Raw genomic sequence first — 13,185 nt, 5'->3', positions numbered from 1 at the left:
CTCATTCGTTGTCTCGGTCACGTCCCCACCGCCCATGTCAGAAGTCCGAATCTTGTGCGGCGGAGGCGATTTCGGCGAGTAGCGGCGCGTCGGGGGCCTCGGGGGCGGTGGCGGCGCCCGCCACGTGGCGGAGGCGGGCGGCGGCGAATTCGCGGATTCTGCGGCGGAGTTCGGTGGCGGCGGGGTCGGGGTCGGCGGGGGCGCCGAAGCCGGGGAGGTGGATGTCCACGTGGACGGCGGTGGCGGACGGGACTACGGCCTCGCCGGTCCAGGCGCCATCGGCCAGTACCAGTCCGGTTTGTTCGGCGCCCGCGCTGGTTTCGATGCGCGCCCAGGGGCGCAGGTAGGCCGGGACGGTGGCGGGGGCGCCGGGGGCGGCGACGGCGCTGACGGCGACAGTGGTGACACCGGCGTCGCGAATGACCTGCCAGGAGACGGCGCGTTCGGAGGCGTCGAGGAGGCGGGGCGGGCAGCAGCGCCAGTCCCAGCCGCCGCTGCCGCGGGCCAGGACCAGGGCGCCGGGGTGGGCTTCGTCCCCGGCGGCCAGGGCGTAATCGGCGGCGCGGGGGAAGGATTCGACGAGGGCGGTCACGGTCAGGACGAGGGCGTCGGCGCCGTCGACCATGTATTCGCAGTCGGCGGTGAGGGCGGCGATGTCCTGGTCGAGCAGCCCGGGATCGAGGGGCGGGATGCCGTCCAGGGTGGAGGCGGGCCACCACTGGGATGCCCAGTGCGCGTAGGCGAGTCGCCGAGCGCTCGCGGCGAGGGCGGGCAGGGCGGGTGCGGCCGTCACCTCGGTCATGCGGCCGTCGTCCAGGGCGAGGGCGGCGGGTTCGCCGTAGACGGCCCATACCCATTCCTGGGCTTGGTCCGCGTCGTGGATGACGGCGGCCGGAATCGGCTGTCCGGCGAGCACATTCCAGGTGAGGTGCCCGCCCGCCACTTCCAGGACCATCACGTCCACATCGGCCGTGGTGTCGAGCACCGTGGGTGCGCCGGGTGGCGCGATGACGCGCAGCCGGTCGGCGTTCTGCTGGATCAGCACGGTCGAATTCGTCATCCCGCCCTCGATTCCATCGGATCGAGTGTCGTCGTCTCGCCCGCGTCGGTCAGGGCCGTCGCGGCCAATGCCTTCTTCACCCGCTGGCGGTGATCGAGGATGACCGAGCGGGCCACCCCGTCGAGCACATCCCACAGCTCGTCCGGCGTGTACACCGGCATATCGCGCACATCCCGGCCGTGCAGGCGCGGCCATAGTCGCCGCAGGTAGGGCCGCCACGGTACGCGCAACTCGGCGGCAATGGCGGCCAGCGGTCCGGATGCGCCCTCGTACACGGTCATCCGGCGCGCTTGCAGCACATAGGCTTCCCGCTGCCACCGGCCGTTGACTATGCTGGCGGCGGGCGAGCTCGAGTTCGCGGCATCGGCGGGGCGCAGCTGTACGGCGAGCGCCACTCCGGCGGCGGCGGTCACGCGCAGCGATTCGTCCAGCAGCGCCCAGGGCGCGCAGGCCCGCGCGATCTCGGCGTCCACGAGTTCGGGAATCGGCGGCAGTTCGGCGCGCTCGCTGGAGGCCTGCAGCACCGTGAACACCCGCTCGTGAATGGTGCGGTCGAACGGCAGGCCCAGGCTCGCCTTGGAGGCGGAGTCGCCGACCGCGGGCGGCCGCGGCAGCGGATGCGCGGTGAGCCCGAGCCGCTGCGCATTGTTGTTCTGCCACAACCGGATTCCGGTGTGCGTGCCGATCAGCGCCGCCACCGGATCATCGATATCGGCGTCCTCGACAATCTCGCCGAGGCGTCCGGCGGCGCAGGTGTCCAGCAGATCGGCCAGCACGGCGCTGTGATCGGGGGTATCGGTGAGCGGCCGCCGCCGCCAGGCCGTGCCGATCAGCGCGCCCAGTTCGCGGGCGCGCTGCGGATCGGCGAGGTACTCCTTCAGGGCTTGGGTGGTGCGGCCCGCGGTCAGATCGTGGATCTCGCGCAGCGCGCCCTCGGCGGCGGCCCGATCCCGCAGTGCATCGGGCATTCCGGACACGGTAGCCAGTTCGAAGCAGCGCTGGAAGTACAGATCCTGGGCATTGCCCTCGGTGATCCGCAGCGCCCGGCGGGTCTGCTTGAGCAGCGTGAACCAGGCGGCGGTCGCGCGCAGCACATCGGCGGCCGCGTGAATCCGGGCGGCCAGCAGGGTGGCCCCGTCCGCGGACAGGATGGATCCGGCGCACAGCGGATGCTGCACCGGCCGGATCACCAGCGGATCCAGGATCAACTTCACCGTGCGCCGCAAGGGCCCGCCGTGTGGTCCGCTCAGGGCTTCCACACCGTCGAGGCGGCGCCAGACCTCATCCAGCACCATCGCCCGCGGTCGTCGCATTCGCCCAGGTTAGCGGAGTTTCCGTCGGATTCGCGTCGGAAAAGTTGGGATCGGTAGGGCGATCATCGATTCCTACCGTTCTGGCATCGGCTCCACCGGGAAGCCGAACGGACCAGAACGAGGAACCATCATGAACACCACGTCGATTCGCCTGACCGCCGCCTTCGCCGCCGCCTCCGCCGTCGCCCTGCTGGTGACGGGCTGCGGTGACAACTCCGGCAGCAAGCCCGCCACCTCGGCCGCCCCCGCCGCGGCGCCGGGCACCAGCGCACCGGCCGCCACGGAGCCCGCGGGCAAGTCGGCCGCCACCGTGGACGGCAAGGCGCTCACCGCCAAGTTCGAGACCACCTGCGTGCAGCAGGCGGGCACGCTGGCGCTGGCCCTGACCGATACCGCCAATGCCACCTACGGCGAGCTCGCCGTGAGCGCCACCGTGACCGGTGACAACACCGTGCAGGCGGTCGGCATCGCCGGTAGCAAGGGCGGCGAGAACGGTCTGCCGTACGCGCTCGGCTTCGGCAACGGCATGCCCGGCGGTTCGGCCAAGGTCGTCAAGAGCGGCACCACCTACACGGTCACCGGTGAGGGCGTCGGCACTCCGGATCTCACCAATCCGATTGCCGGAGCGAAGAACTCGACCTTCGAGATCACCTTCGCCTGCTCCAGCATCGTCGGCGGCTGATCCCGCCCCGCCCCGCCCCGCTCATGCCGCACGGCATGAGCGGGCTTCGTCCCATCCCACACCGATTCGACTCCCCCACCACTGATTTCGAGGACACCATGAAGACCCGAATCCGCGCCGCCGCCCTCGCCTTCCTCGCCTTCTCCATCGGCTACTACCTGGTCCACAGCCTGCTCTCCGACGATCCGTTCGCCTGGGCCGGTTGGCCGCTGGCCCTGCCGATCATCGCGATCACGCTGGCGCCCTTCGCCTTCGCCTTCACCGGCGACGGCATCCTGTCGGCCCTCACCGGCGCCAACAGCTCCGAATTCCGTAACGCCCCCATCGGTCTGGGCACTGTCGAATCCTTCCGCCACACCGGCGTCACCCTCAATGACCAGCCCCAGGTCCGCATCGAATTCCGCGTCGAAGGCAGCGACGGCAAATCCTTCCCCGCCCACGCGAAAATGATCGTCCCCCTCACCGAACTGGCCCTGCTCCGCCCCGGCGTGGTCCTCCCCGTCCGCTACCTCCCCGGCCGCACCGACCGCGTCGAGTTCGACCTCTCCGGCGACACCACCGCCGCCCAGCAGGCCATGAACGCCGCCATGCTCCGCAAAGGCTTCACCACCCCCGCCAAACTCGATATCGCCGCCCGCGGCATCCCCGCCCAGGCCGTGGTCCGCTCCCTCTCCGTCCCCGGCGAGATCCGCGACGGTCACACCCGCCTGGATCTGACCCTCCTGGTCACCCGCCCCGACGGCACCGCCTTCGAGGCCCACACCGAGAAATTCCTCCCGCCCGCGGGCGTCTCCCAGGTCCAGATCGGCCGCGTGATCAAGGTCCGCTACCTACCCGAGAACGAGCGAGAGGTGGTTCTCGTCCTCAACGCCAATGCCTCGATCCCCTGACCGGATCGATCCGGTGGCCTATCCCGTGAGCCGCCAGCCCTGTGCACGTTCGCGTTCCCGCCAGAAATCCCGATAACGACCCGCTTGCTCGATCAATTCGACATGGGTGCCGCGCTGAGTTATCCGGCCGCCGTCGAGGACCAGGATCTGGTCCGCGGCGGCGATCGTGTGGAGGCGGTGGGCCACTACGAGGAGGGTGCGGTGTTCGGCGAGGGCGCGGAGGGCATCGCCGACGGCGGCTTCGTTTTCCGGGTCGAGGGCGGCGGTGGCCTCGTCGAGGAGGACTATGGGTGCTTGCTTGACGAGGGCGCGGGCGATCGAGACGCGTTGGCGCTCACCGCCGGAGAGGGCCGTGCCGCCCTCGCCCACACGGGTGTTCCAGCCGTCGGGGAGACGGTCGATGATCTCGTCGACCCGGGACAGCCGGGCGGCTTCCTGGATTTCGGCGCGGGTGGCGTCGGGGCGGCCGAGGCGGATATTGGCTTCGATGGTGTCGTCGAAGAGGTAGACGTCCTGGAAGACCATGGCCAGCTGGGACATCAGGGCCTCGGAGGTGAAGTCGCGGACATCCGCACCGCCCACGCGGACGGTGCCCGCGCCGGTATCCCAGAAGCGGGCGGCCAGGCGGAGGATGGTGGTCTTGCCCGCACCGGACGGGCCCACAATGGCGGTGAGGGTGCCGGGGCGGGCCTCGAAGCCGATGTCGCGCAGTACCGGTCGATCCTCGTAGCCGAAGGTGACGTTCTCGAAGCGCACCGCGCCGGGCGACGGCGGACGGGTCAGCGCCCCTTCTGGCAGCGGCGGCACCGCGAGGACCTCGTCGATGCGGTCGATGTCCTCCGCCGCCATGCGCAGGGCGGCGGCGTGGTCCACGAGTTCAATGAGCGGACCGGCGAAGCGGGTGATCAGGACGAGCAGGGCGATCAGTTCGGCGGCGTCGAGCGAACCGCCCAGTGCCAGCGCCACTCCGAGGCTGATGAGGGCCAGGAAGGCCGCCTGCACGGCCACTGAGAAGGACAGCAGCGCGGTGACCGCATTGCGGTTCATGCCGCCGTAGGCGCGGCGCTGACCGGTGAGCGCGCCGTCGAGCAGGCGGTTGCCGTCCTCGCCGCGGCCGAAGGCGCGCAGGATGGGCTGGCTCTGCGCGAATTCCACCACGCGCCCGGCGGATTCGACCGCGGCGTCGTCGATGGCGCCGAAGCTGCGGGCAATGGCCTCCTGCGCCCAGGTGTGCGTGGCGAGCAGGACCAGACCAGCTATGAGCAGACCCGCGCCGAGCCGCCAGTCGAAGGCGAACATGCCCACGGCCACCACGGCGGGCGTCACCGCGCCGCTGATCACCGGCTGCATGAGGTGGGCGGGCACGCTGACGATATTCATCGAGCCCTGTGCGACGGAGGTGGTGAGGCGTCCGGTGCGATCGGCGCCGAACCAGCCGAGGGGCAAGCGCGCCAGGTGATCCCCGATGCGGTGGTGGATGCCGATCAGCAGGTCGATGGCAATGCGCTGACCGTGCGTGGCCTGGACGTAGTAGATCACCGCGGCCGCGGCCACCACCGCGGCCAGGGCGAGGAGCCAGGGCAGGGCGGCGGCGCGGTCGCCGGACAGTACGGGGCGCAGGACCGGAACCACCAGGAGGACAGCGAGTCCCTGCACTACCGAGAAGGTCATGATCAGGGCGATCCAGCGCACGAACCGGGGTCGGTCGCCGCCGTCGATCATGCGAAAAAGCTTGGCGATCACAGCGATTCCTTTCGTGCCGAGGATTGTGCGGCCCACATCCGGGCGTAGGGTCCACCGGCGGTGCGCAATTCGTCGTGGCGGCCGGTCTCGGCGATCCGGCCGTGTGCGAGCACGACAATGCGATCCGCGCCGCGAATGGTGTGCAGCCGGTGGGCGATCACCAGCAGGGTCCGGCCGGAGACCAGGCGGGACAGCGCATCCTGGACCGCCGCCTCGGATTCCGGGTCGGCGAAGGCCGTGGACTCGTCGAGCACCAGCACGGGGGTGTCGGCCAGTAGGGCGCGGGCGATCGAGATGCGTTGCGCCTCAACGCCAGAGAACCGGGCCTCGACGCCGACGACGCTGTCGTATCCCCGAGGCAGCGCCATGATGCGATCGTGGATCTGCGCCGCGCGGGCCGCGGCCTCGATCTCCGCGGGGTCGGCCTCGGGCCGCCCGAGGGCGATATTGTCGCGAATGCTGGTGCGCAGCAGCGTGGTCTCCTGGAAGACGAAGCCAACGCGGCGATACAGATCGCGCGGCGACATCTCCCGGATATCCGCTCCGCCGATCCGCACGGCGCCGGACCCGACATCCCAGAAGCGCGGAAGCAGTTGCGCGAGCGTCGATTTACCCGATCCGGACGGGCCGACCAGCGCGGTGACCGTCCCCGGCTCCAAGGTGAGATCGATGCCGTCGAGGACATTCGCGCGGCCGTCGTAGGCGAAGCGCACCCCGTCGAATTCGACCCGCGCGCCCTGCGACGTCCGGGGCGCGGCCGGGCGCGGCAGCTCCGGGGTCGCGAGCAGGTCAGCGATCCGCCGGGCCGCATCCGTGGCGACCTGAAAGGCCATGGCCCCGAATCCGAGTGCCAGCACGGGCCCGCCGAGCCCGACGGCCAGCATGACGAAGGCGATGACCTCCACCGGGTCCGCGCGCAGCCATACGCCCGCGCCCAGGGCCACCAGCAGCAGGACCGGCGGTGCGATGAGCACCGAGGACAGCGCCTCGAGCCGTTGCATCAGCCCGGCCCAGGCGGCGTGGAAGTGCGCCAGGCCGTCTCCGGCGCGGCGATACCGATCCTGTGCGCGACCGGCCTGGCCGAACGCCTTCACCACCGCGATGCCGTCGACGTACTCGACCACCGCGGCATTGACCTTGTCCAGCTCGGCGGTCCAGCGCCGCATCTGCACCTCTTCGTCGCGCAGCATGAAGACATTGATGGCGAGCCAGAGCGCCAGGGGCACAAGGCATATCAGGGCCAGCCGCCAATCCAGCACGAACAGGTACACCAGCGCCGCGACCGGGAAGATGACAGCGGCCACCAGATCGTTGAGCGCATGCGCCACCACGTGGTGCACCGCGGCCACATCGTCGGACAGCGCCCGCTTCACGCGCCCGGAGCTGCGCTCGGTGAACCAGCCCAGCGGCACCCGCCCCAGCCGGGCGGCCATTTCGCGCCGAATCCGCAGTCCGACCTCGGCATCCGCGATATGGCCGAGCGTATAGGCGGCGCCGGAACAGGCCGTCCGGATGGCGAACCCGGCCACCGCGATGCCCACCCACAGCCACACCGCGCGGTGGTCGGGCGTTGTGCCGGAGAGGAATTCGCGCGCGATCTCGACCACGGCGAGATAGGGCGCGAGCCCGGCCAGCGCACCGGCCGATTGCAGCCCGGCCGCCGCGGCCAGCCGCCCCCGCACGGGCGCGAGCACCACCCCCAGCCCGCCGCGCTTCGCCTCCGGCGGCGGCCCGGCCACCGATACCTGATCCATTACCGCTGTACTCATGGGCTCTCCCCGAGTGAAATTAGATCACTGTTCTAATTTCGAGCGTACAGCGCGGCTCGCGCGGGCGGCAAGGGCGAGATTTCACCCTCCCCGCAACTGCGCGGGATGGTTCTCCGATCAGCTCAATGCGGGGTATGAACTGCAGATTTCAATTCGACGAGACGGGCTTCGAGTCCGTCGAGCACACGGTCGAGGGCGTAGCGGCAGTACGCCCGCCGCGCGGCCGCCACGGCCGCGGCGTCACCGGTGAAGCGCGCTGCGAGCTGCCGCATCTGCTCCGCTCCGGCCCCGGCGGCGGGATGAGCGTCGATATTGTGCTGCAAACCGACGAGCCCGGTTTCCCCGCCGTCGCCCACCGGCTGATCGCCGAGCGCGATCAGGCCGAGGCAGGTATTGAAGGCCACGGAGTAGGCCGTGGCCGCCTCGTCGCCCCACCCCGCCGCCAGCATGCGCGCGATTCCGGCCTCCATGACCGGCACCAGACCCTCGGTCTGCGGGCCGTTGCGCAACAGCCAGGCCGCGACGCCGGGATACCGCGCCAGATGGTCGATCATCGGCGACAGCACACCGTAAATCTGCCCCCGCCAATCGGTTTCCTCGATGGGCAGCGCCATATCGGCATAAATGCTGTCCACCACCGCGGCGCACACCTGGCCGCGATCGCCGACATGGTGATAAATGACCGACAGCGAAGTCTCCAACCGCCCCGTCAGTTCACGCATGCTCCAGCCGTCCAGCCCCCGCTCCGCCGTCAGCGCCACCGCCGCGGCCACGATCAGTTCACGCGACAACCCGGTGCGGTACGCGCGCCGCGGAGCCTTGGCCATTCCGCTGCCCTCTCTGCCGCCGGAATCGGGAACAACCCATCCAACACTAGATCGATCCCGCACTCGCCTGCGGCACCGCCGATCTCGGTGTATACGTGGACGGTGGGGGCCGGTCGGCTCGAGGGGAATTCGGGCTGGAGCGAAATCCGCTGACCGGGCGCGGGAACGACGGAAAGAATCCGACTGTGATCTACCAGCATTCTGATCAACCCGGTGACGGGACGGGGGCCGGAAAACCCACGGACGCCACCGGCCCAGCCGACACCACTCCACCCACAGCCGCCACCACATACGGCTCCGCCACACCCGGTTCAGCCACAGCCGGGTCAGCCGCACATAGCTTCGCTCCAGCCGATTCGACCGCACCCGGTTCGGCCGCACGTAACTCCGCCCCAGCTGATTCGGCCGTATCCGGTCCGGCCTCGGACAGTTCGACCACAGCCGGTTATGACGCAACAGCCGGTTATGGCGCTGGAGGTTCTGGCGCAGCCGCATCAGGCGAGGTCGGGGCTGCCAATGCCGCACCCCGCACGGTTGATTCGGCGGGAGCTGTGTCAGACGCAGCCGGTGGGGCCAATGGTGTGGCCGACGGGGCGGGTAGTGCTGCGACCAGGGCGGCGGCCTTGGCGGCGGCGGATGAGTTGTTGGGGCGGTGTACCGAGTATCGGTTCGAGCCTGCGGAGAATCCGGCGGTGTCGGCGCTGGCGCTGGCGGTGGGGACGAATCTGCCGGTGTTGTTGTGGGGGGAGCTGGGGATTGGGAAGACGGCGGCGTTGCGGCAGCTCGGGGGCGGGCTCGGGATCACCGTGGAGACGGTGATCGCGAGTGTGCATGAGCCGTCGGATTTCTCCGGGTTGCCGATTGTGGAGCCGGATCCGACGGTGAACGGGGTGCCGATGGCGCCGCCGGATTGGGCGGTGCGGCTCTAGCATGCGGGGCAGGGGCTGCTGTTTTTGGATGAGCTTTCCTCCGCGCCGCCCGCGGTGCAGGCCGCACTGTTGCGCGTGGTGCTGGAGCGGCGGGTAGGCAGCCTCGATCTGCCGCCGCCGGTGCGCATTGTGGCGGCGGCGAATCCGGCTGCCAGTGCGGCCGACGGGTGGCATTTGAGTCCGCCGCTGGCCAATCGGTTCGTGCATCTGGATTGGGTGCACGATCCGGCGGTGGTGTCGCGCGGCCTCGCCGGGACCTGGCCCGCGGTGACCGTGCCGCGGGTGGATGCGGCGACCGGATCCTCCGCGGTCGCCAAGGCGCGCGGCCTGGTCGCCGGATTCCTGTCCGCGCGACCGACTCTCACCCACCAGCTGCCGCCCGATACCGAGGAGCGGGGCCGGGCCTGGCCCTCGCCGCGCACCTGGGAGATGGTGGTGCGGCTGCTCGCCTTCGGTTTCGCCGCCGACGCCGATGACCAGGCGGTGGCGCTGGCGGTATCGGGTGCGGTGGGGCCGGGCGCGGGGCTGGAGCTGCTGTCCTTCATCGCCGAACTGGATCTGCCGGATCCCGAAGCGGTACTCGCCGATCCGGCGGCCTTCGCCCTGCCGCGGCGCGGTGACCGGCAACTCGCCTTCCTCACCGCCGTGGTCGCGGCGGTGCAGGGCCGGGTCACCCGGGAACGCTGGGAGGCCGCCTGGGAGGTGCTCGGCAAGGCCGTACACGCGGGTTCCCCCGATGTGGCGGCCCGCGCGGCCTTCGATCTGGCGGCCCTGCGCACCGGATTCGATTGGCCCGCACCGGCGGTACTGGACGCCTTCATCGAGGTGCTGCGACTGTCGGGCCGAATGCCAGCGCGCTGATGAACGATTCACCTGAGATGGATCGAACCAAGATGCTGGCGGCCAGATTTCGCGCCGCCACCGACCGCCCGTACCTGGCAACGGCCCTGTACGCCCTGACCATGGTGCCCACCGCGCTGGTGCCGACCCTCGGCGTGGACGCCCGCTGGCGCTGCTATGTGAACGCGGAATTCGTTGCGAGCCTGACGGTTACGTAGCTGTCCGGGGTTCTCGTGCACGAGGTGTCGCATCTGCTTCGCGGGCACTTCGAGCGGGCGGCGCAACTCGCCGAGCCGGTGCATCCCATGCTGGTGAACATTGCCGAGGACTGCGAGATCAATGACGATCTCATCGCCGAGGAGCTGGTGCTGCCCGAGGGCGGCCTGCATCCCGCGCTGTTCGGCTGGCCCGAGGGCAAGCTGTTCGAGGAGTACCTACACCTGCTGCTCGACCAGCTCGACGACGAAAAGTCCTCGGCCACAGGCGACTCCGCCGACTCTCCGGAGCAGGACACCGACGCTCTCGCGGACCGCCTGTCCCAGCGGTTCGGCTTCCCGCTGGGCCCGCACACCGACTGCGGCTCCGGCGCGGTCCCGGGACCGCGCCCCTGGGAGGCCGCCGCCGATCGCGAAACCCCCTCCGTCCATCCCGCCGAAGCCGCCTCGCTGCGCAAGACCACGGCCGAGGCCATCCGCGCCCATGAGCGCACCGCCGGATCGGTCCCGGAGGGCTGGCTGCTGTGGGCCGACGACACCCTCGAGCCGGTCGTCGATTGGCGCACCCGCCTGGCAGGCGTTCTGCGCGAAGCGGTTTCGTGGGCCAGCGGCGCCATCGACTACACCCGCCGCCGCCCCGCCCGCCGCGGCGTCGCGGTCCCCGGCGTCGTGCTGCCCGCCCTTGCCCGGCCGCTGCCCCGGGTCGCGGTCGTCATCGACACCTCCGGTTCCATGCTCCCCGATGATCTGGCCGCCGCCTACGCCGAGACCACCGGCATCTTGCGCACCGTCGGTCTGGGCGGCGATCGCATCACCGTGCTGGCCTGCGACGCCGAGGTGCACACCGTCCGCCGCGTGCACCGCATCGAGGACATCGAGCTGCGCGGCGGTGGCGGCACCGATCTCACCGTGGGAATCGAAGCGGCCCTGCGGCTTCCGCAGCGACCGTAGGTGATCGTCGTCCTCACCGACGGCTATACCCCCTGGCCCGCCCTCACCCCCGGCGCCCGCGTGATCGCGGTGCTCATCGGCGTGGATCCCCCGGAACCTCCGGCCTGGATCGAATCGGTATTCGTGGACCGCGTCGAGCGCTGACCGTCAGGCCAGCAGCATGGCCGCGCCGAAATGCCCCTGCGCCATGGCTTCCTGCGCCGGTGTGCGCCCGCGCTTGTTCACCACGTCGCGATCCGCCCCCGCCGCGAGCAGGAATGTCACCACGCCCGACTGCCCATTGGCCGCCGCCACATGCAGCGCTGTGCGCCCAGCCCCGTCCCGGAAATCGACCTCGACCCCTTCGAAGAGCAGTATCCCCACGATCTCGGCGCGCCCGTACTCGGCGGCCACGTGCAGGGGCCGGTCCGGTCCCGCCGCCGGATCCGCCCCGTACCGCAGCAGGACCCGGACGATATCGGAAGTGCCCATGGCGCAAGCCATTCGAAGCGGTGTCCCGAATCGCTCGGCATGCGCCGCGATATCGTCGCCCACGCTGAGCAGCGCCTCCGCGATATCGGCCCGCTTGCCCTGCACGGCCCGGTGCAGCGGGGCGAGCTGGGTGCCCGGATCACGCTGATTGGGATCCGCCCCGCAGCGCACCAGATCCGCCATCTCCGCGAGCGCCCCGATCCCGTGCCGCCGCAGCGCCTGTTCCATCCGCTCCTGGATCCACGCCTGATATCCCCCGAACAGCAGGGCGAAACAACCGTCCGCCGTACCCCCCCAGCGCCACCAGCGCCCGTTCCCGCTCGATCGCGACCTCATCGTGCGCGGGCGCCCGAATTCGCCCGTCGCGATATCCGACTTCATGCTCCGCGCCTTGGCACAGCACCTTTTTCGGCATGAGCAACACGCGCCATGGTCGCACTCGCCCGTCGCCCAGGCAACAGTATTCAGTCATCGCCGAATGCGCCGGGGTCGCTGTCAGCGAACTGTCGGAGCGCTGTCAGCGCGGGCGGCGACAGTGGGCAGCACACCGCACACACCGCATGCGGAACCGACTCGGAGGAGACGACCATGAGCACTATCACGCTGAGCAAGGACGACCAGCACACCCTGCAGACCGCCGCCTACGGGGTGGTCGCGCTACTGACCGCCGGGGACACCGGCATCGCCATGTCGGCGCGGATCGGATCAGCGGCGGGCAATGTGGTGCGGACGGCCACCGGTCTGGTGGGGCATGTGCTGAACGACAAGCGGCCGAAGCCGTACCTGAAGGGCCGGACCATCGCGGATATCGCCGATGTAGTCCTGCCCGCCGTCACCGATTCGCTGCGGATTCTGGAGGCGAACGCGCCCGCCGAGGTCGACAATTTCCGGCGGACCATTGCCACCGCGGTCGAGGCGGCCGAGTACTGCCTGGGCGGGCAGCCCAATCCGGCGGCCGCGGAGATCATGCGCAAGATCGCGGGAGCGCTCGAGGGCTGAGGCGGCGCGGTACGGAGGGCCGGGCGCCCTCTGGTTGGATGGGCATGTGACCAGCGTGCCCTTCCGATTGATCGAATCCGTCCGCATCGACCGCGCAATGCCGGGTTGGGCGGAGCACTTCCCGCAGTTCGACACGGTCGTCGGCTACACCGACCTGGGCCACGCCTTCCTCATGAGCACCCGCACCGGCGAGTACGGCGTCCTCGACCCGTACAGCGCGGGCACCAAACGCTACGGCGTCTTCACCGAGGTCACCGAATTCATCGACCAGGTCCTGTTCGACCCGAATTTCGTGACCTACGTCCTGCAACCCGATCACGTCGCCCAGATCCGCAAACGCCTCGGCCCGCTCGGCCCGAACGAGGTCTATATCGCGACGCCGTACCCGTTCCTCGGCGACTCCGAGCACCCCGACTCCTACGACAAGGGCGGCGTCTGGGTCTTCTTCGACCTGGTTGCGCAGGCGCACGGATTCGAGTGAGCCGCCCTACCGAGG

Annotated in this window: 15 protein-coding genes; 9 read left to right on the top strand and 6 right to left on the bottom strand. The window is 70.3% G+C overall.

The window, feature by feature from the left end; all coding sequences use genetic code 11:
- Positions 1–37 precede the first annotated feature (37 nt).
- Together NC4_RS21475 and NC4_RS21470 are read right to left on the bottom strand one after the other, a co-directional pair.
- Entirely contained in the window at positions 38–1,060 is a 1,023-nt protein-coding gene (locus NC4_RS21475; protein ID WP_067541224.1) for a hypothetical protein, read from the bottom strand.
- A complete protein-coding gene (locus NC4_RS21470) occupies positions 1,057–2,355 on the bottom strand; it encodes a hypothetical protein (protein ID WP_067541222.1) in 1,299 nt (432 codons plus the stop codon). Before NC4_RS21470 ends, NC4_RS21475 begins: the two co-directional genes overlap by 4 nt.
- Before the next feature lie 148 nt (positions 2,356–2,503).
- Here NC4_RS21470 and NC4_RS21465 point away from each other — a divergent pair, with 148 nt between their 5' ends.
- Entirely contained in the window at positions 2,504–3,055 is a 552-nt protein-coding gene (locus NC4_RS21465; RefSeq protein ID WP_067541220.1) for a lipoprotein LpqH, read from the top strand.
- A 98-nt stretch (positions 3,056–3,153) separates the two neighbouring features.
- Complete coding sequence (locus tag NC4_RS21460) at positions 3,154–3,945, top strand: hypothetical protein (RefSeq protein WP_067541218.1); 792 nt, start codon at positions 3,154–3,156, stop codon at positions 3,943–3,945.
- Positions 3,946–3,963: 18 nt separating this feature from the next.
- On the opposite strand, the gene NC4_RS21455 is transcribed toward NC4_RS21460, so the two are convergent.
- The 3 genes from NC4_RS21455 to NC4_RS41090 all read right to left on the bottom strand — a co-directional run bounded on the left by NC4_RS21455 (position 3,964) and on the right by NC4_RS41090 (position 8,284).
- Positions 3,964–5,688 carry an ABC transporter ATP-binding protein gene (locus NC4_RS21455; RefSeq protein ID WP_218021257.1) on the bottom strand — a complete coding sequence of 575 codons (1,725 nt, stop codon included), beginning with the start codon at positions 5,686–5,688 and terminating at the stop codon, positions 3,964–3,966.
- Positions 5,685–7,457 (bottom strand): ABC transporter ATP-binding protein, encoded by a 1,773-nt coding sequence (locus NC4_RS21450; RefSeq protein ID WP_067541216.1) that lies wholly within the window; start codon positions 7,455–7,457, stop codon positions 5,685–5,687. Before NC4_RS21450 ends, NC4_RS21455 begins: the two co-directional genes overlap by 4 nt.
- Before the next feature lie 122 nt (positions 7,458–7,579).
- Positions 7,580–8,284, bottom strand: a complete 705-nt coding sequence (locus tag NC4_RS41090; protein WP_084529562.1) for a TetR/AcrR family transcriptional regulator — start codon at positions 8,282–8,284, stop codon at positions 7,580–7,582.
- A 551-nt stretch (positions 8,285–8,835) separates the two neighbouring features.
- Here NC4_RS41090 and NC4_RS44775 point away from each other — a divergent pair.
- The 5 genes from NC4_RS44775 to NC4_RS40415 are packed head-to-tail and all read left to right on the top strand — an operon-like array spanning position 8,836 to position 11,363.
- Positions 8,836–9,213 (top strand): MoxR family ATPase, encoded by a 378-nt coding sequence (locus NC4_RS44775; protein ID WP_245721865.1) that lies wholly within the window; start codon positions 8,836–8,838, stop codon positions 9,211–9,213.
- Between the two features lie 15 nt (positions 9,214–9,228).
- A complete protein-coding gene (locus NC4_RS21440) occupies positions 9,229–10,074 on the top strand; it encodes a P-loop NTPase family protein (RefSeq protein WP_369690780.1) in 846 nt (281 codons plus the stop codon).
- A 17-nt stretch (positions 10,075–10,091) separates the two neighbouring features.
- The gene (locus NC4_RS41735; protein ID WP_218021256.1) at positions 10,092–10,271 is read left to right on the top strand and encodes a hypothetical protein; all 180 of its coding nucleotides are present in this window, start codon (positions 10,092–10,094) and stop codon (positions 10,269–10,271) included.
- 15 nt (positions 10,272–10,286) lie between these two features.
- Positions 10,287–11,219: a vWA domain-containing protein gene (locus tag NC4_RS21435; protein ID WP_281186351.1), complete on the top strand. Its 933-nt coding sequence runs from the start codon at positions 10,287–10,289 to the stop codon at positions 11,217–11,219.
- Entirely contained in the window at positions 11,220–11,363 is a 144-nt protein-coding gene (locus tag NC4_RS40415) for a hypothetical protein (protein WP_157555014.1), read from the top strand.
- A 3-nt stretch (positions 11,364–11,366) separates the two neighbouring features.
- On the opposite strand, the gene NC4_RS21430 is transcribed toward NC4_RS40415, so the two are convergent.
- Positions 11,367–12,071 carry an ankyrin repeat domain-containing protein gene (locus NC4_RS21430; RefSeq protein ID WP_067541214.1) on the bottom strand — a complete coding sequence of 235 codons (705 nt, stop codon included), beginning with the start codon at positions 12,069–12,071 and terminating at the stop codon, positions 11,367–11,369.
- Positions 12,072–12,278: 207 nt separating this feature from the next.
- Between NC4_RS21430 and NC4_RS21425 the strand changes: the two genes are divergently transcribed.
- Both NC4_RS21425 and NC4_RS21420 read left to right on the top strand, forming a co-directional pair.
- The gene (locus NC4_RS21425; RefSeq protein WP_067541212.1) at positions 12,279–12,689 is read left to right on the top strand and encodes a hypothetical protein; all 411 of its coding nucleotides are present in this window, start codon (positions 12,279–12,281) and stop codon (positions 12,687–12,689) included.
- Between the two features lie 46 nt (positions 12,690–12,735).
- On the top strand, positions 12,736–13,170 hold the full coding sequence (locus NC4_RS21420; RefSeq protein ID WP_218021254.1) for a T6SS immunity protein Tdi1 domain-containing protein: 435 nt from the start codon (positions 12,736–12,738) through the stop codon (positions 13,168–13,170).
- The last annotated feature ends 15 nt before the right edge of the window (positions 13,171–13,185 follow it).

The organism is Nocardia crassostreae (genome assembly GCF_001613405.1).
GTDB lineage: Bacteria > Actinomycetota > Actinomycetes > Mycobacteriales > Mycobacteriaceae > Nocardia > Nocardia crassostreae.
Note: the sequence above shows the minus strand (reverse complement) of the source record. Positions and strands in the feature narration are given on the sequence as shown.